Genomic DNA, 20,608 nt, shown 5'->3' on the forward strand with positions numbered 1-20,608 from the left:
ATGGAGCGCAGCGCAATCCGGGGCAGTCTGTCAGCTCGATAGGTCCCGGATTGCGCTGCGCTCCATCCGGGCTACGAATCTTTTTCTTCCGTCAGCCGTTCTTCACGCGAAACGTCTCGTGGCAGCCGCCGCATTCCTTGCCGATCGCGGGGAAATTCGCCTTGAGCGAGTCGATATCCTTGATCTTGCCCTTGGCCTCGCCAACGACCTTCGCGAAGCTCGCGACCTTGGCATCGAACCCGGCCTTGTCCTCCCAGACCTTCGGCGAGGCGCTGTAGTCGCCCTCGGGCTTCATGCCCTTTGCGCTCGCCGGAAACAGGTTCGGCAGCTTCTTGGCGGTGTCCTCGAACTGCGCCAGCGCGTTGTCCACCGTGGCCTGATCGTAGGGCTTCTCGCCCTTGACGATCGCCGCCACCGCGCCGGCGTTCTTGCCGTTGGCCTTCATCAGCATCTGGACCTCCTTGACGGAGTCCTGCTGCGCCCAAACCGCGCCCATACCGAGCAAAAGCGCGCCCCCAACAACCAACACTCGCTTCATTCGCAAAATCCCTTTCGTTGATACAGGATCGTGCCGACCCCTCAATGGGGCCAACACCGCCCGGCAGATTTCATTCCCGTGGAAGATTGTCACAGGCTGTGACGGCGATGGTGCTCGTTGACGGCGATCCACACCCGCTCCGGGGTTGCCGGCATGTCGATGTGGTCGATCTTGTACTCGCGCCAGAGCCCGTCAACGATGGCGTTGACGACGGCCGGGCAGGACCCGATCGCACCGGCCTCGCCCGCGCCCTTCACCCCCAACGGATTGGTCTTGCAGGGAACGTTGGCCGTCTCGAACACGAAGGCCGGTCCGTCCGCCGCGCGCGGTAGCGCGTAGTCCATGAAGGTCGCGGTGACGAGCTGGCCGTCGCCCGCGCCATAGACAACCTGCTCCATCAACGCCTGCCCGATGCCCTGCATGGCGCCGCCATGGACCTGGCCGGCCAGCAGCAGCGGATTGAGCGTCATGCCGAAATCATCGACGATCACGTAGTTGACGATTTTGATGATGCCGGTGGCCGGATCGATCTCGACCTCCGCGACATGGGTGCCGTTCGGATAGGTGCCGTCGGCGCTGGCGAAGGTCGCGCTCGCATTGAGCTTCGACGGATCGACGCCGGGACGCTTGGCGAGATCGGCGAACGAGATCGAACGGTCGGTGCCGGCGATGCGCACCAGGCCATCGGTAATCTCGAGGTCGCCGGCACTGGCTTCCAGCGCCTGCGCGGCGATCTCCTTGAGCCGCGCGCCGAGCTCGCGGGTCGCACGCTCGACGCTGACACCGCCTGACGGGATCGAAGCCGAGCCGCCGGTGCCGAGGCCCGTGGCGATCATGTCGGTGTCGCCCTGATGGACGTGCACGCGCTCGGGCGCCACGCCGAACTGCTCGGCAACGATCTGCGCGTAAGCGGTCTGATGGCCCTGCCCGCTCGACTGGGTGCCGATCAGGACGGTGATATCGCCATTGGGGTCCATCCGCACATTGGCGGTCTCCTCGCCCATGGTGCCGCAGACCTCGACATAGCTCGCAAGTCCGATGCCGCGGATCAGGCCGTTCTTCTTGGCCGCCTTGGCGCGCTTGCCAAACTCCTTCCACTCGGCGATCTCCATCGCGCGCTTCAGATGCGCGGCGAAGTCGCCGGAATCGTAGACCTTGCCGGTCGCGGTCTTGTAGGGCAGCGCCTTCGGCTGAATGAAATTCTTGCGGCGGATGGCATCCACCGTCATGTCGAGTTTCCGCGCGCAGGCATCCACAAGACGTTCGATGACGTAAGCAGCCTCGGGTCGCCCCGCACCGCGATAGGCATCGACCGGCACGCTGTTGGTGAAGATGGTGCGCACCCGGCAGTGGAACGCCTGGATGTCGTAGAGGCCCGGCAGCATGCCGGCGCCGCCATGCGGGATATAGGGTCCGAAGGTCGACAGATACGCGCCCATGTCGCCCATCAGGTCGCAATCCATCGCGAGGAACTTGCCGTCCTCGGCCAGCGCCATCTTCGCGGTGGTGACGTTGTCGCGGCCCTGCGCGTCGCCCATGAAATGCTCGGTGCGGTCGGCCGCCCATTTCACCGCCTTCTTCAGCTTTCGCGCGGCGACTGCCAACAGGGCGTATTCCCGATAGGGAAACAGCTTCGTGCCGAAGCCGCCGCCGACGTCGGGGCAGATCACCCGCATCTTGTCGGTCGGGATGTTGAGCACGTTCTGACAGAGGATGTCGCGCAGGCGATGGCTGCCCTGGCTGCCGACCGTCAGCGTCAGATGGTCGCGCTTGGCGTCGTATTCGCACACTGCCGCGCGCGTCTCCATGAAGTTCGCGACCACGCGCGGATTGACGATCGAGATCTCGGCCACCGCATGCGCTTTGGCAAACGCCGCTTCGGTCGCTTTCTTGTCGCCGATCGAGACGTCGAACAGGACGTTGCCGGGCTTGTCCGGCCAGACCAAGGCTGCGCCCTTCTTCACGGCGTTGACGACGCCGGTCACTGCCGGCAGCGGGCTCCATTTGACCTCGATCGCCTCGATCGCGTCGCGGGCCTGGTCGATGGTTTCGGCGACGACGAAGGCGATGGAATCGCCGACATGGCGCACTTCGTCCTTGGCGAGGATCGGGTAAGGCGGGCCCTTGAACGGGTCGGTCTCGAGATTGAACAGGCACGGCAGGTCGCCGAGATCGGCGACGTCGACCGCGGTCAGGATCAGCGCAACACCGGGCAAGCCGCGGGCGCGGCTCGCATCGATGGTGTATTTGGCATGCGCATGCGGCGAGCGCAGCATCAGGCAGCGCAAAGCGGCCTGCGGCGCATAATCGTCGGTATAGCGGCCCTTGCCGCGGATGAGCGCGTCATCCTCCTTGCGCAACACACTTTGGCCGACGCCGAACTTGATTGGGGCTGCCATTTTCTCATCCCGTTTCGCATGGTTGTTTTGCCGGCATATTGCCGTGGAAAAACTGGCAAGGCAAACGGGTTTAGGCGGTGGCACGTGATTGCAGGCAGGGGAACGCGCCGCGCCCGGTCACCCACCGGACTATCGCATATGGCAACCAGTGACCGTAGAACGAACTCGGCCTGCATGGTTCGAGACGCCCGCTTTGGCGGGCTCCTCACCATGAGGGTTTAACATCTCGCCGCAAAACGCGACCTCATCCTGAGGGCCCACCATAGGCGGGCGTCTCGAAGGATGGGCCGCGAAGAAGCAGTCAGCCAAGCTCCTCAAAACCTACATCCCTCCGCGGCTCCATAGATAGGTTGCGCTATTTCTCAACGTATCGATCGCTCGCTGAGGCGAGATATAGTCGACCTCGCCACGCGTCAGGCCCATATCCATCAGCTCCCTGTCACTCAGGTCCTGCAAGGCGATTTGTGGCCGCTGCCGCCAGCGCCACTCCTGGAGCGCACGCCAGTATTGCGCGAGCAAGCCTGGGATGCTGCGCGTCGATGCAAGTTCGAGCGGCAGCCTCTCAGTCTCGGAAGTGATGTTCGTCTGTTGGGGTGGCATCGGACGCTCCTGCAGTTGTGCCGGCAGGGAAGCGTGGCCAAACAAAAGGCCCCGTCCGATGCCGGCGGGGCCTGGTGAAAAGATGTCGTCGTCGAATTCTTAGCGCGCGACTCCTTCCACGGCCCAGCCGAAGCGGGTCACGTGAATGCAGTTGAGTTTGCGCACGGATTTGATCATGCGCTGCGATTACCACAGCAATCGCGCAAAATCAAGAGATGTGTAGAGGTTCGCTGCATCCTGGGGGCGAGTCCCTACCTGAGGGTGCCGGGCGCCGAAGCCGACGACGCCCGTCAACGCCCTTCAAGACTTCGTCTGCTTCGCTTCCAGGTATCGTGCGAAATTGTCGAGGATGGCCCGCCAACCGCCTTGCTGCTGCTCGACCGAGTGCGTCGATTCGCCATCGAAGACAACCCGGACCAGAACGCCCTTCGGGCCGGGCACAAACTCGACTTCGGCTTTTCGCTCACCGAACGCGTACTCGATCCGCTTGTGCTCGATGATTTTCGTGTAGGTACCGGCGAAGTCAAAGCCCATGCTGCCGTCCTTGGCCTCCATGCGCGATGAGAAGACACCGCCTTCTCGCAGGTCGACGGTCGCCTTGGTCGTATGCCAGTCGTCGGACGCGGCGTTCCACTTCATGATGTCGGCGGGCGTCGTATAAGCGCGCCAGACCTGATCGATGGCGGCTGCGACGTTGGTTTCGACGGTGATCCTCATAAACAGTGCTCCTGGTTCGATTTTTGCCGGCTCGAGGTGACGGCATCACGTCAATTGTGCAGGGTCCATCCACCGCACTTCCGAGATGTGTCCATCCAAGGACGATCGAGATTGGCCCGTGCCGACAAGGTCGAGCCGTCCATGCGTTGAAAATATGAAAAAGCTAGCCGCGCACCAGCGAGACCAGCCAGCGGCGGCCGAACAGCACAAGGATGGCGAGCGCATAGACGATGCTGCCCCCGCCGGCCAGCAGAAGCAGCGTCAATTCATCCCGGAAGTGCATCGCGCCCAACGAAGGACCACCGAAGCGCGCGATGAGCCAGAAGGCGGCGGCCAGGATGAGCCCCGTCACCAGGAATTTGACGAGCGACAACAGCCAGGCGCGGTCCAGCACGAGAAAACCTCGCCGCACCGCGAAGAACAGCACCAGCAGCAGGTTGGTCCAGACACCGACGGCCGTTGCCAACGCAAGGCCGATCTGGGCCAGCGATCCCATCAAGGCGACCTTGAGGGCGACGTTGACCGCGATGCCGGTCAGCGACGCCCGCACCGGCGTCGCCGTGTCCTTGCGCGCATAAAACGTCGCGACGGCACTGCGGATCAGCACGAAGGGGATCAGACCGATGGCATAGGCCGCGAGCGTGGCGCCGGCGGCGGCGGCATCGGTTTTCGAGAATGCCCCGCGGGCGAACAGCGCGCGCATGATTGCGTCGGGCACGGTGAGGAAGGCGGCGACGAACGGCACCGAGAACAGCAGCGTGAAATCGAACGCACGGCGCTGCGCCTTCATCGCGCCATCATGATCGTTCGCCGTGATCCGCCGCGACATCTCCGGCAGCAGCACCGTGCCGATGGCAATGCCGATCACGCCGATCGGGAGCTGGTTGAGGCGGTCGGCATAGTAAAGCGCCGACAGGGCGCCGGCGGGCAGGAAAGTCGCGATGATGGTGTCGGCAAACAGCGCGAGCTGCGTGCCCATCGAGCCCAGCGTCGCCGGCCCGAGTGCCCTGAAGAATGCGCGGACGTCTTCGTCGAGCTTGAGCGGCGCAAAGCGCGGCAGGCCGCCATGGCGGGCGAGATCGCCGGCGAGCAGGACATATTGCAGGAAGCCGGAGATCAGGACACCCCAGGCGGCGGCGTGGCCCGCGCTGGGAAACCAGGCGGCAAGCGCCAGCGTCATCATCATCGAGATGTTGAGGAAGATCGACGCGGCTGCGGCGCTGGCGAAGCGCTGCATCACGTTGAGCATGCCGCCATAGAGCGTCACCAGCGTGATCAGCAGCAGATAGGGAAAGGTGATCCGGGTCAGCTCGATCGCGAGCTTGCGTTGCTCGGCGTCCTCGGAAAATCCGGGCGCCAAAATGCTCATGGCCTGCGGCATGAACAGCCAGGCGACGATCAGCAGCACCACCTGGGAGGCCAGCAGCAGCGTGAAGATGCGGTCGGCGAACAGCCTTGCCGCCCCCTCCCCGCGCTCGCCATGGACGTGCGCATAGGCCGGCACCCAGGCGGCGTTGAAGGCCCCCTCGGCGAAGATCGCACGGAAATGATTGGGCAGCCGCAGCGCCACGAAAAAGGCGTCGGCCACAGGGCCGGCGCCGAGGATCGCCGCGAGCATGATGTCGCGGGCAAATCCCGTCAGCCGCGAGAGCAGCGTGTAACCACCAACCGTGAAGATACGTCCGAGCATGCGACTGTTTTAGAGACTTATCGAACAGAGGTCGATTGCATCTTGCGATGCGCATTGCTGTGCCCTCTCCCCTTGTGGGAGAGGGCAGCGCCGCAAGTAGACACAAACTCGATAGGGTGAGGGGTCTCTCTCCCAGCTTTCGATGCGGAGAGAGACCCCTCACCCGTCTCGCCGCTTTGCGATAGCCGATGCGATGCATCGGCGTCCTTAAGAACGGCGGCCGAAAGCCGCCTCTGCCACCCTCTCCCACAAGGGGAGAGGGTAAGAACGGCGAAATCAGGTTGAAAGCGCGCCGCGCACGGCCGCGATGATTCGCTCCTGATCGGCTTCGGTCAGATAGGCATGCATCGGCAGGCTGATGACGTCCTGCGAGAGGCTCTCGCAGCCCGACAGGCCGCCTTCTGCGACCGGGTACTGCTTGTAGGCGGTCTGCTGATGCATCGACTTGCCGTAATAGATCGCCGTCGGCACGCCCTGGGCCTTCAGCGCGGCGGCAAAGCCGTCGCGGTCGGTGCCCTCAGGAAGGCGGATCGTGTACTGCGCCCACACCGAAGTGTTGCCGGGAGCCACGCGCGGCACGGTGACCACATTGCTGAGACCGCGCGCGTAGCGCTCGGCGACTTTGTTGCGGGCGGCGATCTCGTCGTCGAAGATCTTCAGCTTCTCGATCAGGATCGCGGCCTGCATGGTGTCAAGCCGGGCGGTCAGGCCGAGGCGGACGTTGTCGTATTTGTCGACGCCCTGTCCGTGCACGCGGATGCTGCGCAGCGTCGCCGCGAGCTCGTCGTCATCGGTGAAGATCGCGCCGCCGTCCCCGAAGCAGCCGAGCGGCTTTGCGGGAAAGAAGCTGGTCGCGGTGGCGAGCCCAAAGGTGCCGAGCTTGCGGCCCTTGTAGCTTGCGCCAAAACCTTGCGCTGCGTCGTCGAGCACGAACAGGCCTTCGGCCTTGGCGATCTCGGCGATGGCGTCATGATCGGCGGGCTGTCCGAACAAATCGACCGGAATGACCGCGACAGGCTTGAGGCCGGCCTTGCGGGCGGTTGCGATGCCGCGCTTGAGCGATTCCGGGCTCATGTTGAAGGTGGCTTCGTCGACGTCGACATAAACCGGCGTCGCGCCGGTCCGCGCCACCGGCGAAGCCGTCGCGATGAAGGTGAAGGACGGACACAACACGGCGTCGCCCGGCCCGACATTCTTCGCCATCATCACCATCAGGATCGCGTCGGTGCCGCTGGCGCAGCCGATGACGTGCTTGGCGCCGCAATAGGCCGCAAGCTGCTTCTCGAGCTCGGCGACTTCAGGGCCGTTGACGAACTGACAATGATCGAGAACCCGCTTCACGGCGGCATCGAGCGAATCGCCGAGCCGGCGGCGCTGCGAGGCGACGTCGATGAAGGGAATGGGTTCGGAACGCAGATGCTGGTTCATGGCCTGGTTCTTGGAGCCTTCTTGGCTAGTCGACATGGAAAGTGTTCAGCCCGCGACGCGGCGCGGACCCTTGCGGGCAGACGACGTGGCCGCGGGCCGCGACGGCGTTTCCAGGCACTGCGTCGCGATCTCGAGGCTGGCGACGCCTTCGTCGCCGGTGACCGCCGGCGTCTCGCCGTGACGCACGGCCTTGAGGAACGCGATCAGTTCGGCGCGGAGCGGCTCGTCATGGCCGACCGGCAGATGCCGCATCGAATAGCTGCCGTCAGGCTTGAAGCCGAAACATTCGGTGACCTGGCGCGTCAGGAGATCGCCCATCACGTATTTGCCGCGGGTCGCGACCGTGACGCTGCGCGCCTTGAACGGCGTCAGCCAGTTGGTGTTGATGTGCGCGAGCACGCCGTTGGCAGTCCGGAACTGCAAGAGCGCGATGTCCTCGCGCTCGGCGACCGCGCTCGACAATTGCGGCTGCACCTCGACGATGTCGGACTCGGTGAACCAGCGGATCAGATCGATATCGTGCACGGCAAGATCGATGACGACGCCGACATTGGACATGCGCGGCGGGAACGGGCCGACGCGCGTGATCGCGATCGACAGAATGTCCTCGCCCGCGATCGCCTGCTTGACGGCGGCGACCGCCGGATTGAAGCGCTCGACATGGCCGACCATCAGCGTCACGCCGGCCTTTTGCGCAGCAGTGACGATCTCGCGGCCTTCCGCGACCGTGGACGCAATCGGCTTCTCGACCATCACGTGGATGTTCTTCGCGATGCAGGCGAGCGAGACCTCGTGATGCAGATGGGTCGGCGCCGCGATGGTGACCGCGTCGACGCCTTCGGCCAGCAGCTGGTCGAGCGTCTCGAAGCTCGCGCAATTGGCAAGCTCCATCGCCCGGGTGCGATGTGCCGGCGAAGGATCGACGACGCCGACGAGGCTGACGCCGGGAAGACCCGCGAGCACGCGCGCGTGGTTGCTGCCCATCACGCCGGCGCCAATGACGCCGACGCGCAAGCCGGCCTTTGCCGGTGCAGATCCTGTGGAACTCATTTGAGCAAACCCCGATTCAACGCAAATCCCCGGGGCGCTTCTAGCACGGACGCCACATTTGTGGCGAATGCGGAGCTAGCGGTCCGGACACGATTTGATTCAAAAAGTTACACGTTCCCCGGGCCTTAAGCCTCTGAAAGAGACCACTCTTTTGGCCCGGGTCGCGTGATTCGGAGTGTGCTGGTTACGACCTTTGGTAGTCGTCTTCAATCCGGATGATGTCGTCTTCCCCGAGATAGCTTCCAGTCTGGACCTCGATCAGCTCCAGCATGATTTTACCGGGGTTCTCCATCCGGTGCACCGCGCCCATCGGGATGTAGATCGACTCGTTCTCGTGCACGCTTTTGACGGTCTCGTTGACGGTGACGCGGGCCGTGCCGCGGACCACGATCCAGTGCTCGGCACGATGATGGTGCTTCTGCAGCGACAGCCGCCCGCCGGGCTTGACCACGATGCGCTTGACCTGGTGGCGCTCGCCATTGTCGACCGATTGGTAGCTGCCCCAGGGCCGATGCACCCTAAGGTGCTCCTCGGTGACCTTCGGTGCGACCGCCTTCAGTTTCGTGACCAGCCGCTTCAGCCCGTTGGCATCCTTCTGGCGCGAGACCAGCACCGCGTCCGCAGTCGCAACCACAATGAGATCGTCGACGCCTTCGAGCGCGACCAGCGCGGCATCGGTGGTGACGTTGCAGTTGCGGGAATCCTCGAACACGGCGGTGCCGTGTGCGGCATTGCCTTGCGCATCCTTGTCCGACAATTCCCACACCGCGTGCCAGGAGCCGACGTCGGACCAGCCGCACGACACCGGCACCACCGCGGCGCGCGCGGTCTTCTCCATCACCGCATAGTCGATCGAGATCGCCTTGGCCGCGCCGAACGCCTCGGGCTCCAGCGTCACGAAGCCGAGATCGCGGCCGGCATTGCTCACGGCATTGGAAATCGCCTCGACGCTCGCCGCGTCGACCTTGCGGTATTCGTCAAGCAACACAGTGGCGGGGAACATGAAGTTGCCGCTGTTCCAGAGATAGCCGGAATTGACGTAGTCGGCCGCCTTCACCGCATCCGGCTTCTCGACGAAGCGCGCGACCGCGTGCACCTCGCCGGAGATGACCTCGCCCGGGCTGATATAGCCGTATTCGGTCGCCGGCCGTTCCGGCTTGACGCCGAAGGTGACGATGCGCCCGGCGCTCGCGGCGGTGAGGCCTTCGCGGCACGCCGCGACGAAGGCGGCATTGTCCTGCACCACGTGGTCGGCGGCGAGCGCGAGCACGATCGCCTCACTCGAGCGGTTCTGCGCGAACACCGCGCCGGCTGCGATCGCCGGGCCGGAATCGCGCCGCATCGGCTCGAGGATCACGTCGGCCTCGATGCCGATTTCCGCGAGCTGCTCCAGCACCATGAAGCGATAGGACGCATTGGTGATGACGATCGGGCGATCGAACAGCGAGGCCTCCGAGACGCGCAACAGCGTGTCCTGGAAGGTCGAGCGCGTGCCGAACAACGGCAGGAACTGCTTGGGGCGCACCTCGCGCGAAGCCGGCCACAGCCGCGTTCCGGCGCCGCCGCACATGATCAGGGGGATAATGCGTTTGTCCATCGTCATTTCAAACCTTGAAGTCGTCCCGATACCAGGTGACAAAATTATGAACTCCGTGCGCGATCGGCGTTGACGGTGCAACGCCGGCGTCGCGCGTCAGATCATCGACATCCGCGAACGTTTCCAAGAGGTCTTCCGGCCGCATCGGCAGCAATTCTTTGATCGCCGTCCGACCCAGCTCCGGCTCCAGAACTCCGACGACGTGCGTCAGCTCTTCCGGATGGTGGTTGCCGACATTGTAGAGCTTAGACGGCGCATTTGCGGCAGCCGGGTCATCCGCGGGCACCAGGCCGGTGAAATCGGCGGCACCCGTGACCAAATCACCTGATCTCTCATCCTGTTCCCAAGGACTGCTTCGCCCGATCCGTCGCTCGATCTTTCACCCGCGGCGCCTCTTTAGCCTCCGCGTCGACGGGGTCGCAATAGCCCCGCCGCCCTGCATTCGGGCTCCTGATCACCGCTATTGCAAGATCGACGCCAAAACCATACCAAAGCGGCCGAATTCGGCGCCCTGCGTCGGGTTGCTCCAAAACCCTTGTTCATGCGGGCGAAATGCGCCGAATCCTGCTGTCGACGGCCAAGATCCTGATTTCCGGAGCGCTGCTCTACCTGGCGCTCCGCAAGGTCGATCTGTCCGAACTGTTTTCGCGCTTCACCGTGACCAGCCTGTTCTGGATCGGCTCGGCGATCGCCATTGCATTCCTGCAAATCTTCGTCGGCGTGTTGCGCTGGCGCGAGGTCAGCGCCGCATGCGGCGCCCCGCTCGAGCTCGGCCGGGCCATACGCTACAACGTGATCGGATCGTTTTTCAACCAGACCCTGCCGTCGGCGATCGGCGGCGATGCGGTCCGGCTGTGGCTCGTCGCGCGCGCCGGCGCCGGCTGGCGCGCTGCGACCTACTCGATCTTCGTCGATCGCGCGATCGGCTTGATCGCGCTCGCGATCATCATCGTCGCGAGCCTGCCCTGGAGCTACAGCCTCATCGCCGATCCGCACGGGCGCTCGGCGCTGCTGCTCGTCGACCTCGCGGCGCTCGCGGGTGGTCTCGGCTTCCTGGTCTTCGGCGCGCTGAAATGGCACTGGCTGAGAACCTGGTGGGCCACGCATCACATCCATGCCTGTGCCGTGATCGCCAACCGCGTGATCTTCAGCCGCTCGCGCGGACCGGCCGTCGTGATCCTGTCGCTCGCCGTGCATGTGCTGGCGGTCGTGGTCGCCTGGTGCGTCGTGCAGTCGATCGCTGCGCCGGTCGGATTCAGCGACGTCTTTATGCTCGTGCCGCCGGTGATGCTGATCACGATGATGCCGATCTCGATCGCCGGCTGGGGCGTGCGTGAAGCCACCATGGGCCTCGCGTTCGGCTTCGCGGGGCTGGCCGCCAACGAGGGGGTCAACGTCTCGCTGCTGTTCGGCGCCGTGTACTTCATCGTCGGCGCGATCGGCGGCCTGGTCTGGATCCTCAGCGCCGAGAAAGCCGCGCAGGGATCGGCGCCGCTCGGGGTGCCGGAGTGAACGCGGCCATCGATGCGCTCGGCGCCGTACCCTCGCTGCTTGCCGTTGCGATTGCCGCGTTGGTGTCGGGCGTCATCACCTGGACCAGCCGCCCCCTGCTCCAGCGTTACGCATTGGCGCGGCCCAACGCGCGGTCCTCTCATCGCATCCCGACCCCGCAGGGTGCGGGTATCGCCGTGATATCAGCGACGCTGCTGGTCGCATCAGCCTGGGCAGTCTGGGCGAACGTCGCGATTCCGCCGACGCTGATCGCTGCGACGGTGTTGATCGCCGTGGTCGGATTTGCCGACGACATCGTGTCGCTGCCGGTGCTGGTACGGCTCGTGCTGCAGGCCGCAGCCGTCGGCGCCGTCGTGTTCACCACGCCCGAGACCGCGCGCATCGTGCCGGCGCTGCCGCTCGCGCTGGAGCGCGGACTGATCCTGCTGGCAGGCGTGTGGTTCGTGAACCTCGTCAACTTCATGGACGGACTCGACTTGATGACGGTGGCGGAAGTCGTGCCCGTCACCGCGGCGCTGCTGCTGCTGGGATTGCTCGGCGAGCTGTCGTGGCCGGCCGCGCTGATCGCCGCGACGCTGTGCGGCGCCATGCTCGGCTTTGCGCCGTTCAACAAGCCGGTCGCAAAAGTCTTCCTGGGTGATGTCGGCAGCCTGCCGATCGGCCTTTTGCTCGGCTGGTGCCTGCTCGAGCTCGCCTGGCGCGGGCAACCCGCCGCAGCGCTGTTGCTGCCGGCCTATTACCTCGTGGATTCCACCATCACGCTGTTTCGGCGGGTCGCCAGGCGCGAGCAATTCTGGTCGGCGCATCGCTCGCATTTCTACCAGCGCGCCACCGACCACGGCTTCACGGTCTCTCGCGTGATCGGGGAGGTGTTCGCGCTCAATCTCGTGCTCGCGGGGCTTGCCATCGTCACCGCTCGCGCCGGCTTGGCGACGATCACGTTGATCGCGCTGCTGGCGGGCGCAATCGCGATCAGCATCGTGCTGCGGCGATTCTCCCGTCCTCAAGCGTCCTGAGCCATCAGCGCCAGCCGCAGCCCCTCGTCGAGAGACACCTGCGGCTGCCACCCGGTCGCGATCGCCTTGGCGAGGTTGAGCTCGAGCGAACCGATCAGGCTGTCCTGCGTATCCTGCCGGCCCATCACGCTCAGCAGCGTGCTGAGCAGCTCCGGCGGCATGCCGAACAGCCGCGAGTTCTTGCCGGCAGCCTTGGCCAGCCGCGCGATGAACTCGGGCGTCGAGACCTGCTCCCTGTCGGCCACCAGGAAGATCTCGAAATTGCTCGCGGGATCTGGATGAGAGAGCCGGCGCAGGATGAACGACGACAGGTTCTGCACGGCAAGGAAGGCGCGGTGATTGCGGATCGCCGCAAAGGGCAGCGGCAGCCCGAGGTTCACTGCGCGCGTCAGCAGCGCGAAATTGCCCTTGGCGCCCGCACCATAGACCAGCGGCGGCCTGATCACCGAGACCTTCATGGCGCTGTCGCGCGCCAGCGTCTTCAAGCCCGCTTCGGCCGCGGCCTTGGACATGCCGTAGAGACCGCGCGGCGTCAGGACATCGTCCTCGCTGAACGGCGCGCGGCCCTCATTGCTGCGACCGTGCACGAGAACGGTGCTGATGAAGATGAACTGGTGCACGCCGGCTGTGGCCGCGCTGCGCGCCAGGTGCAGCGTGCCGGCGATGTTGACGTTGCGGTAGAGCTGGACCGCATGCTCTTCGTGCTTGTGATGCACCCGCGCGGCGAGATGAACGACAGCGTCGACCCCTTGAAGCGCGGCTTGCCAGTCGGTTTCCGGTCCGACGGTTTCGATCACGACCTCGTCGTCCAAGCCTTCCGGTCTGCGCACCGCGCGGCGGATCGACCATCCCTCGCGCGCCAGCGCGGGCACGACATGACGGCCGACGAAACCGCTCGCACCGGTCACCAGCACGACTGGCTTGCGCTCGTTCATCGTTGCTCCGCCAGTTCGGGGTTGCGCAACAATTCGTCGATCAGGGCGGCATAGGCGTTCATCGCGGTGACGCGATCGAACTTCGCCGCCGCCTTCACCGCGCGCTCCGCAATGGGGACACCGTCGGAGCATGACGCCGCGCGGATCGCCTCGGCCAGTTGATCGGCACGGCCGGGCGTCACGACCCAGCCCAGCCCGTTCTCCACCACCGTCAACGCGGCCTCGGCCTCCGGTTCGGAGACCAGCACCACGGGACGGCCGACCGCCAGCAGATTGTAGAACCGGCTCGGCACCGACACCCCCGCAACGTCCTTCCGGTACGGAATGATCCAGAGATTGGCCGCCGTCAGGAAGGCCTCGAGCTCGGCATCCTCGACCCGCCCCACGAAGGAGACATTGGGCAAGTTCGCCTCAGTCTGCAACTGCTTCAACCGCTCGAAGCCGATGCCCCAACCGGAGAGCAGGAAGTGGATGCCAGGCTCGGCCCTCAAAAGGCGCGCCGCCTCGAACACGATCTCCGGATCATGGGTGAAGCCGAGATTGCCCGACAGGCCGACAACGAAATCCGCCGAGAGCGCTGTGCGGAACGGATTGTCCGCCGTCACTGGCCGGGGTGCGGCCGCGAGCGTCGCCCAGTTCGGGATGAAGCGGATCTTGTTCCGCGTCATGCCGGAATAGCTCAGCAGCGGCCGTTCCGCATCGCGGCCGATGGTGACGACGGCATTGAGCGCGCGGAACATCAGGCTGTTGGCGGCGCGCATCGTCATGGTCACGATGGAACCGGGCTTCAGCAGGCCCGCCATCACCAGCACGTCGGGGAAGAGGTCGTGCATGATCAGCGCCGAGCGCGCGCCCTTCAGCTTCGCCGCCGCCGCGACCGCGTAAGGCAGCATGAACGGTGCGGTGACGGTGAGCACGACGTCACCTCGCCTCAGCTCCCGTGTCAACGCCAGGAACGTTCGCACCGCGAACAGCAGCTCGGAGGCGCCGCGCCGCACCAGCGCCGCCTTGCCCGTCATGCGGTTCTTGACGGCGACGATGCGCGGCTTGCCCGGGCCGGTCTGCGAGGCCGGCAACGCGCCTGATGAGCCCGACAGCACAACGACCTCGTGATCCCCGGCGATGCGGCAGGCGATCTCGGCCATGATCGCCGCCGTCGTGCTCGGATCAGGCGGGTAATGCTGGCTCGCCACGACGATCTTGCCCCGAGGCTGCATGATCAGGCCGCGGTCGACCCGAATTCCGGAATCGCGTCCTTCAGGATGGTCCTGATGGTGGCCCGATCGTCGCGCGCGATCGCCTGCTCCAGCGCCGCAATCCATTTGCGCAGCGTCTGCATCGGCGGCTCGTTCGGCTGCGCAGCCATGATGCCGGGAACGCCGATCTCGCGGGTCGGCTCCTCGGAGGCGAACAGGATTTCGTGCAGGCGTTCGCCGGGCCGCATGCCCGTGAACACGATTTCGATGTCGTAGCCGGGTTGCAAGCCCGAGAGACGGATCATGCGCTCGGCGAGATCGACGATCTTCACCGGCTGGCCCATGTTGAGCACGTAGACCGACACGTCCGAGCGCTGCGTTCCGAGCGCATGCGTTGCCGCCGTGATGACGAGATCGCAGGCCTCCCGGATGGTCATGAAGTAGCGGACCATGTCCGGATGCGTGACCGTCACGGGACCGCCCGCATCGATCTGGGCCTTGAACTTCGGCACCACCGAGCCGTTCGACGCGAGCACATTACCGAACCGGACCGAGATCAGCCGCATCGACCGCCTGGCGCCGCCGTGAACCGCCGCAAGATCATGGTCGAGCGCCTGGCAATACATCTCGGCGAAGCGCTTGGTCAGGCCGAGCATCGACACCGGCTCGATCGCCTTGTCGGTCGAGATCATCACCATGGCTTCGGCGCCGGCGCTGTGCGCGGCATCGGCAACGTTGATCGAGCCGAAGATGTTGGTCTTGACGCCCTCGCTCCAGTCGCGCTCGAGAATCGGCACGTGCTTGAGCGCGGCGGCATGGAACACGATGTCCGGCTTGAACTCGGCCATCAGGCGCATGATGCGCTCACGGTCGCGGATGTCGGCGATCCGCCCTTCGATCGAAGCAGCGGTGCCGAGCGCCGCGAGCGTTTCGGTGATCGCGTAGAGCGCCGGCTCGGAATTTTCCACGATCAGAAGGCGCGCGGCGCCGAACGCGACGACACGCTCGCAGATCTCGGAACCGATCGAGCCGCCTCCGCCGGTGACGATCACCGCCTTGCCCTCGATCAGGGCCTCGAGCCGCGCATAGTCGATCTTTTCGCTCGGCCGCAGCAGCAGGTCCTCGACGGCGACGGCCGTGAGCCGTGGCGTATCGCCGCTCTCGAGCGAGGGCATGCGGCTCACGATCACGCCGAGCTTGCGCGCCCGCATCAGGATCGATTCGGGATGGGCCTCCGGCTCGAACGCCGTCGGCGTCATCACGACGCGCGCGATCGGCTTGCCGCGCTTGGTGAAGTCGGCGATGACATCCTCGATGTCGTCGACGCCGCCCAGAACCGGGACGTTGCGGATCAACTGGCCGCGATCGGAACTCGACGGCGAGAGCAGGCCGACCGGCCAGATGCGCTTGATCGCCCCGCTCTCGATTCCGCGCAACAGCACCTCGGCATCCGCGGCGCGGCCGATCAGCAGCGTCGGCGCGGCATCACCGGTGCGGGCGTGACGCCGAACCCGCGTATAGCGGAAATAGCGGTAGGCCATGCGCAACGCGCTGAGGAAGGAGATCTCGAGGAACCAGTAGAGGACGATGGTCACCTTGCCGAGGAAGAAGGCGCCGCGGACGTTGGGGGCGACGAAGATATAGTCGAGCACCAGGAGTGCAACCGTCAGCACGGTCGCGACGCGGATGATGTTCAGCGCGTCGGGCAGCGAGATGAAGCGCCATTTCGTCGTGGTCAAGTTGAAGACGAAGAACACGACCACGCTGAAGGCGAGGAAATAGGGCAGGATCTGGATCAGCAGCGGCAGGCGGTCGAAGAAGCCGTCGCCGCCCTCGAAGCGCAGATAGAAGGCGGCGAACAGCGCCGCCGTGGTCGCCAGCAGGTCGTGGAGCGCGATCATGAAATTGCGCAAGGTGAGATGCGAAAGACGCGTCATCCGCTGACCGAAAATCCAGTAAGATGCAACCTGATCGCGCTGATAACCCATCTCGGCCGGACATGCCAGTCAAGGCTTGCCGGTCAAGGTTTGCCGTCGGCCGGCCGTTCAGGAACCGTCTTCGCCCCGGCCTGCTGGGCCCGGATCACCATGCCGCCGGCAACGCCGACACCGATGACGTACATCCAGCCCTCGTGGAAGTCGAACAGATGGGAGTTGAACAGCGAGGTGAAGACGTTCTGGACCACGACCAGGAGGCCGACCCAGTTTGCGAGCCCGTCGCCGCGAAACAGCAGCAGGTGCAGGATCCAGATGGCGTAGAGAGCGGCGACCCCGATGATGCCCCATTGCACGGCCACGTTCAGCGTCTGGTTATGCGGGTTGCCGATCACCTCCGCGGATGCCTGATACAGAGCATCGCCCGGCGTCGCGGCACGTTCGAACAATCCGCGCGTCGAGCCCGTGCCGTGCCCCTTAACCGGCGCCTCCGCGAAGAAGCCGAGGGATTTTCGCCAGAATTCGAGCCGCAAGCCGGCCGAGGTCGGCGCGCCTTTTTCGACATAGCGCGTGTAGTCGCTGGCAAAGCTGTCGGCGGTCTTGCGCAATTGCGGCGAGGCCTGCCAGGCGAGAACCGCGCCCACGAGCAGGGCGGCGGAGATGATCGCGATGCTGCGCCATCTCAGATGAAGCAACGCAAACACACCGAACAGGATCGGAATGGTGAGGAGCGCGGTGCGCGATACCACCACGAACACCATGTTGACGAAGAAGGCGAGCGCAAGCGCCGTGAGCAGCCCGGCGATCCAGTAGCGATTCTGGCGCAGCAATTGCACGATCGGATAGGCGAGCGCGACCGCGCAGAGCGTGAACTCCTGGCTCTGGTCGATGTAGTTCTTGACGAAGATGCCGCGCTCGACGCGGTCGGATTTAAGCGCGAGCTCTGGGTAGAAGGCGACGAGCCAGGACATCACCGACAGCAGCGCGCAGGACACCAGGAAGGCGACGAACACCCAATGTCCGCGCGGCGAGCGCGCAAAATGATAGAGCAGGACCGGCAGCACCAGCAGCTTGACCGTCGGATTGACCGCGTAGAAGCGCGCGCCCCAGGCCGCGTCCGACCATAGCGTCCCGACCAGCGCGAGCAGGACCAGCGCAATCGGCGCCGCGCAGATCGGACGCTTGAGCGATTGCAGGAACTCACGGCCGTCGAGGAACGGCACCATGCAGAGCAGCATCAGGACATTGAAGATCGCCGCAAGCGACGTCGACCATGGCAGCGAGGCCGCAGTCAGGATCGCAAACAGATCGACCGTCTCGGACCAGGCCGCCGGACTGCGCAGACGCCGCCACAGCAACTGGCCGGTCGTCTCCCCGGCGAGCGTCGTCACTTGCCCTCTCCCCGCGCGCGATGAACCAGCGCCGTCGTGCTGAAGCCCTGGAGAATGTCGACCAGCACCACGGTCCCGCCCGCCGCCTCGACGACCTCATGGCCGACCACCTGTTCGCGGGTGTAATCGCCCCCCTTGATCAGCGCGCTCGGCTTGATGCGAGTGATCAGGTCGATCGGCGTATCCTCATCGAAAATGACGACGAGATCGACGGCTTCGAGCGCCGCCAGCACTTCCGCACGCGCTCGCTCGTCCTGAACGGGGCGGTCGGCGCCCTTCAGCCGCCGTACCGAGGCGTCGCTGTTCAGGCCCACGATCAGGCGGTCGCAGGCGGAGCGCGCCGCTGTCAGCACCTTGACATGGCCGGGATGCAGGATGTCGAAGCAGCCATTGGTGAAGCCGACGCGCTGGCCTTGCTTCTTCCATTCCGCAAGCTGCGCGTCGAGCGCACCGGGCTCGAGCACGATCTTCTCCTCGGCCGCGAGATAGGCATGCGGCAAGATCTTTCGCTTCAGCTCGGCCACACTCACGCTGGCAGTGCCCTGCTTGCCGACGGCGACGGCGGCCGCGGCACTGGCCATGCGCAGCGCCGTGTCCCAGTCCGCGCCGGTGGCAAGCGAGACCGCGAGCGCCGCGGCAACGGTGTCGCCGGCGCCGGAGACGTCGCGCACCTTGACGGGAAACGCCGGAACGTGAACGGCCTCGCCGTTGCGCGGCACCAGCGTCATGCCGTGCTCGCCTTGGGTGACCAGGATCGCTTCGCAATCGGCGAGCCGCATCACGTCCTCGCTGGCGTCGACGATGCTCTGCGGCGTGTCGGCGCGGCTTCGGGTCGCTTCCGAAAATTCCTTGCGATTGGGTGTGAGCAGCGTCGCGCCGCGATAGATCGCCCAGTTCAGGCTCTTGGGATCGACGATCACCGGCTTGCCGAGTTTTCGCGCGGCGTCAATGGTGTGGCGGATGACGCGGGCGGTCAGCACGCCCTTGGCGTAGTCGGACAGCAGCACGATGTCGGCGCGCGCGATCTGCGGCAGGATCGCATCGATCAGCTTGGTCTCGATCGTATCGGAAGCAGGCTGTGCCTGCTCCCAATCCGCACGCAGCATGTGCGTGGAAAAATGCTCGGAGACGAAACGCACTTTTCGCGTGGTCGGACGCGAGGGATCGCACACCAGCACGCTTTCGATGGCGCCCTGCTCCGCAAGCGTCGAGGCGAGCTGCCTGCCCGCATCGTCCTCGCCGACGAGGCCGACGAAGATGCAGCGCGCGCCGAGCGCGGCGACGTTGCGCGCGACATTGCCGGCACCGCCGATATGGATCTCGCTGCGCTGTGCCGCGATGACGGGCGCCGGCGCTTCCGGCGAGATCCGCGACACCTCGCCATAGACGAACTCGTCCAGCATGATGTCGCCGATGCACAGCACCGTGCGGCCCGAGATGGCTTGCGCGAGAGCATCGAAATCGAGAATGGGCGTCGGCATGGTGATGGGCCTCAACGGAAGCGGTCGGGCCGGTCGAGATAATCCCCGACATAGGCCTTCACCGCGTCCTCGAGCGTCGTGAAGCCGCCATTGTAACCGGCGCGGTGGAGGCGATCGACCTCGCTCTGGGTGAAGTACTGGTAGCTGCCGCGGATCTGCTCCGGCATGTCGATGTATTCGATGTTGGGGCTGGCGCCGAGCGTAGCATAGGCCGCGAGCATCAGGTCCCTGAAGCTGCGCGCCTTGCCGGTGCCGACATTGAACAGCCCGGACACCGACGGCGTCGCCAGCAGCCACATGATCACGCGCACGACGTCGTCGACATAGATGAAGTCGCGGCGCTGGTCGCCATCGGCGATGCCTTCGCGATGCGACTTGAACAATTGCACGACGCGGCCCGCTTTGACGTCGTCGAAGCGGCGCGCCAGCACGCTCATCATCGAGCCCTTGTGGTATTCATTGGGGCCGAACACGTTGAAGAATTTCAGCCCGGCCCATTGCGGCGGCAGCCTCTCGCCGTTCGCTGCGCGCTCGGCGACGGCGAGATCGAACAGGTGCTTGCTCCAGCCGTAGAGATTCATCGGCCGCAGTTTCTTCAGCGCAGCGACCGAGGAATCGTCGTCAAATCCTGCCTCGCCGTCGCCATAGGTAGCCGCCGAAGAGGCGTAGATCAACGGCACCGCATTCGCCGTGCACCAGTCCAGGAGGCGCATCGACAGGCGGAAATTGGTCTCGAACACCAGGTCGCCGTCGGTCGCGGTGGTCGCGGAAATCGCCCCGAGATGGATCACGGCATCGAGCTTGCGGCCCTTCAGCCAGTCCGGCAGCTCAGCCGGCGGCACGATATCCACAAGCTGCCGCTTGGCGAGGTTGCGCCATTTGCCCTCGTTGCCAAGGAAATCGCAGACCACCACGTCGCTGCGGCCGGCCTCGTTCAGCGCGGCGACGACATTCGATCCGATAAAACCGGCCCCGCCGGTCACCAGCAACATTCCAACTTCCCTGCCAGATTCCGCCCGCCCGAAGTTTTGCGGCCCGGTTCTGCCCTAGCGCATGATCCGCCAAAGTGTAAGCGGTTTTGGGATTGCCGCTCAGCCGGCTTTACCTGCCGGCCCGGAGCGGCT

The 20,608-nt window shown here is 65.2% G+C and carries 16 protein-coding genes and 1 pseudogene; 2 read left to right on the top strand and 15 right to left on the bottom strand.

Going from position 1 to position 20,608, the window contains the following annotated elements; translation table 11 throughout:
• Positions 1 to 91: 91 nt before the first annotated feature.
• The 9 genes and pseudogenes from AC0L2J_RS22000 to AC0L2J_RS22040 form a co-directional block, all read right to left on the bottom strand.
• A complete protein-coding gene (locus AC0L2J_RS22000; protein ID WP_473394242.1) occupies positions 92 to 538 on the bottom strand; it encodes a c-type cytochrome in 447 nt (148 codons plus the stop codon).
• An 89-nt stretch (positions 539 to 627) separates the two neighbouring features.
• Positions 628 to 2,937: a xanthine dehydrogenase family protein molybdopterin-binding subunit gene (locus tag AC0L2J_RS22005; protein ID WP_473394247.1), complete on the bottom strand. Its 2,310-nt coding sequence runs from the start codon at positions 2,935 to 2,937 to the stop codon at positions 628 to 630.
• A 321-nt stretch (positions 2,938 to 3,258) separates the two neighbouring features.
• Positions 3,259 to 3,537 carry a DUF1127 domain-containing protein gene (locus AC0L2J_RS22010; RefSeq protein WP_473394251.1) on the bottom strand — a complete coding sequence of 93 codons (279 nt, stop codon included), beginning with the start codon at positions 3,535 to 3,537 and terminating at the stop codon, positions 3,259 to 3,261.
• 300 nt (positions 3,538 to 3,837) lie between these two features.
• Entirely contained in the window at positions 3,838 to 4,254 is a 417-nt protein-coding gene (locus AC0L2J_RS22015) for an SRPBCC family protein (RefSeq protein WP_473394256.1), read from the bottom strand.
• Between the two features lie 163 nt (positions 4,255 to 4,417).
• The gene (gene murJ, locus AC0L2J_RS22020) at positions 4,418 to 5,944 is read right to left on the bottom strand and encodes a murein biosynthesis integral membrane protein MurJ (RefSeq protein ID WP_473394261.1); all 1,527 of its coding nucleotides are present in this window, start codon (positions 5,942 to 5,944) and stop codon (positions 4,418 to 4,420) included.
• 276 nt (positions 5,945 to 6,220) lie between these two features.
• The gene (locus AC0L2J_RS22025; protein WP_473394263.1) at positions 6,221 to 7,408 is read right to left on the bottom strand and encodes a DegT/DnrJ/EryC1/StrS family aminotransferase; all 1,188 of its coding nucleotides are present in this window, start codon (positions 7,406 to 7,408) and stop codon (positions 6,221 to 6,223) included.
• Positions 7,409 to 7,417: 9 nt separating this feature from the next.
• Complete coding sequence (locus tag AC0L2J_RS22030; protein ID WP_007612455.1) at positions 7,418 to 8,422, bottom strand: Gfo/Idh/MocA family protein; 1,005 nt, start codon at positions 8,420 to 8,422, stop codon at positions 7,418 to 7,420.
• A gap of 184 nt (positions 8,423 to 8,606) precedes the next feature.
• A complete protein-coding gene (locus AC0L2J_RS22035) occupies positions 8,607 to 10,019 on the bottom strand; it encodes a mannose-1-phosphate guanylyltransferase/mannose-6-phosphate isomerase (RefSeq protein WP_473394267.1) in 1,413 nt (470 codons plus the stop codon).
• Positions 10,020 to 10,026: 7 nt separating this feature from the next.
• Positions 10,027 to 10,305 (bottom strand): annotated as a pseudogene (locus AC0L2J_RS22040) (UDP-glucuronate 5-epimerase); the annotation flags it as partial.
• Between the two features lie 266 nt (positions 10,306 to 10,571).
• Here AC0L2J_RS22040 and AC0L2J_RS22045 point away from each other — a divergent pair.
• Both AC0L2J_RS22045 and AC0L2J_RS22050 read left to right on the top strand, forming a co-directional pair.
• Complete coding sequence (locus tag AC0L2J_RS22045) at positions 10,572 to 11,531, top strand: lysylphosphatidylglycerol synthase transmembrane domain-containing protein (RefSeq protein ID WP_473394270.1); 960 nt, start codon at positions 10,572 to 10,574, stop codon at positions 11,529 to 11,531.
• Positions 11,528 to 12,547: an MraY family glycosyltransferase gene (locus AC0L2J_RS22050; RefSeq protein WP_473394274.1), complete on the top strand. Its 1,020-nt coding sequence runs from the start codon at positions 11,528 to 11,530 to the stop codon at positions 12,545 to 12,547. Before AC0L2J_RS22045 ends, AC0L2J_RS22050 begins: the two co-directional genes overlap by 4 nt.
• On the opposite strand, the gene AC0L2J_RS22055 is transcribed toward AC0L2J_RS22050, so the two are convergent.
• The 6 genes from AC0L2J_RS22055 to rfaD all read right to left on the bottom strand — a co-directional run bounded on the left by AC0L2J_RS22055 (position 12,535) and on the right by rfaD (position 20,476).
• The gene (locus AC0L2J_RS22055; RefSeq protein WP_473394278.1) at positions 12,535 to 13,482 is read right to left on the bottom strand and encodes an NAD-dependent epimerase/dehydratase family protein; all 948 of its coding nucleotides are present in this window, start codon (positions 13,480 to 13,482) and stop codon (positions 12,535 to 12,537) included. The two genes, AC0L2J_RS22050 and AC0L2J_RS22055, sit on opposite strands and share 13 nt — an antisense overlap.
• Positions 13,479 to 14,699: a glycosyltransferase family 4 protein gene (locus tag AC0L2J_RS22060; RefSeq protein ID WP_473394281.1), complete on the bottom strand. Its 1,221-nt coding sequence runs from the start codon at positions 14,697 to 14,699 to the stop codon at positions 13,479 to 13,481. The genes AC0L2J_RS22055 and AC0L2J_RS22060 overlap by 4 nt, the downstream gene beginning before the upstream one ends.
• A 2-nt stretch (positions 14,700 to 14,701) precedes the next feature.
• A complete protein-coding gene (locus tag AC0L2J_RS22065; RefSeq protein WP_473394285.1) occupies positions 14,702 to 16,615 on the bottom strand; it encodes an SDR family NAD(P)-dependent oxidoreductase in 1,914 nt (637 codons plus the stop codon).
• A gap of 83 nt (positions 16,616 to 16,698) precedes the next feature.
• Positions 16,699 to 18,003 carry an O-antigen ligase family protein gene (locus AC0L2J_RS22070; RefSeq protein ID WP_473394289.1) on the bottom strand — a complete coding sequence of 435 codons (1,305 nt, stop codon included), beginning with the start codon at positions 18,001 to 18,003 and terminating at the stop codon, positions 16,699 to 16,701.
• Positions 18,000 to 19,484 carry a D-glycero-beta-D-manno-heptose-7-phosphate kinase gene (rfaE1, locus tag AC0L2J_RS22075; RefSeq protein WP_473394293.1) on the bottom strand — a complete coding sequence of 495 codons (1,485 nt, stop codon included), beginning with the start codon at positions 19,482 to 19,484 and terminating at the stop codon, positions 18,000 to 18,002. The genes AC0L2J_RS22070 and rfaE1 overlap by 4 nt, the downstream gene beginning before the upstream one ends.
• Before the next feature lie 11 nt (positions 19,485 to 19,495).
• Positions 19,496 to 20,476 (bottom strand): ADP-glyceromanno-heptose 6-epimerase, encoded by a 981-nt coding sequence (rfaD, locus tag AC0L2J_RS22080; RefSeq protein ID WP_473394297.1) that lies wholly within the window; start codon positions 20,474 to 20,476, stop codon positions 19,496 to 19,498.
• Between the last annotated feature and the right edge of the window lie 132 nt (positions 20,477 to 20,608).

Source organism: Bradyrhizobium sp. MV1.5 (assembly GCF_055807615.1).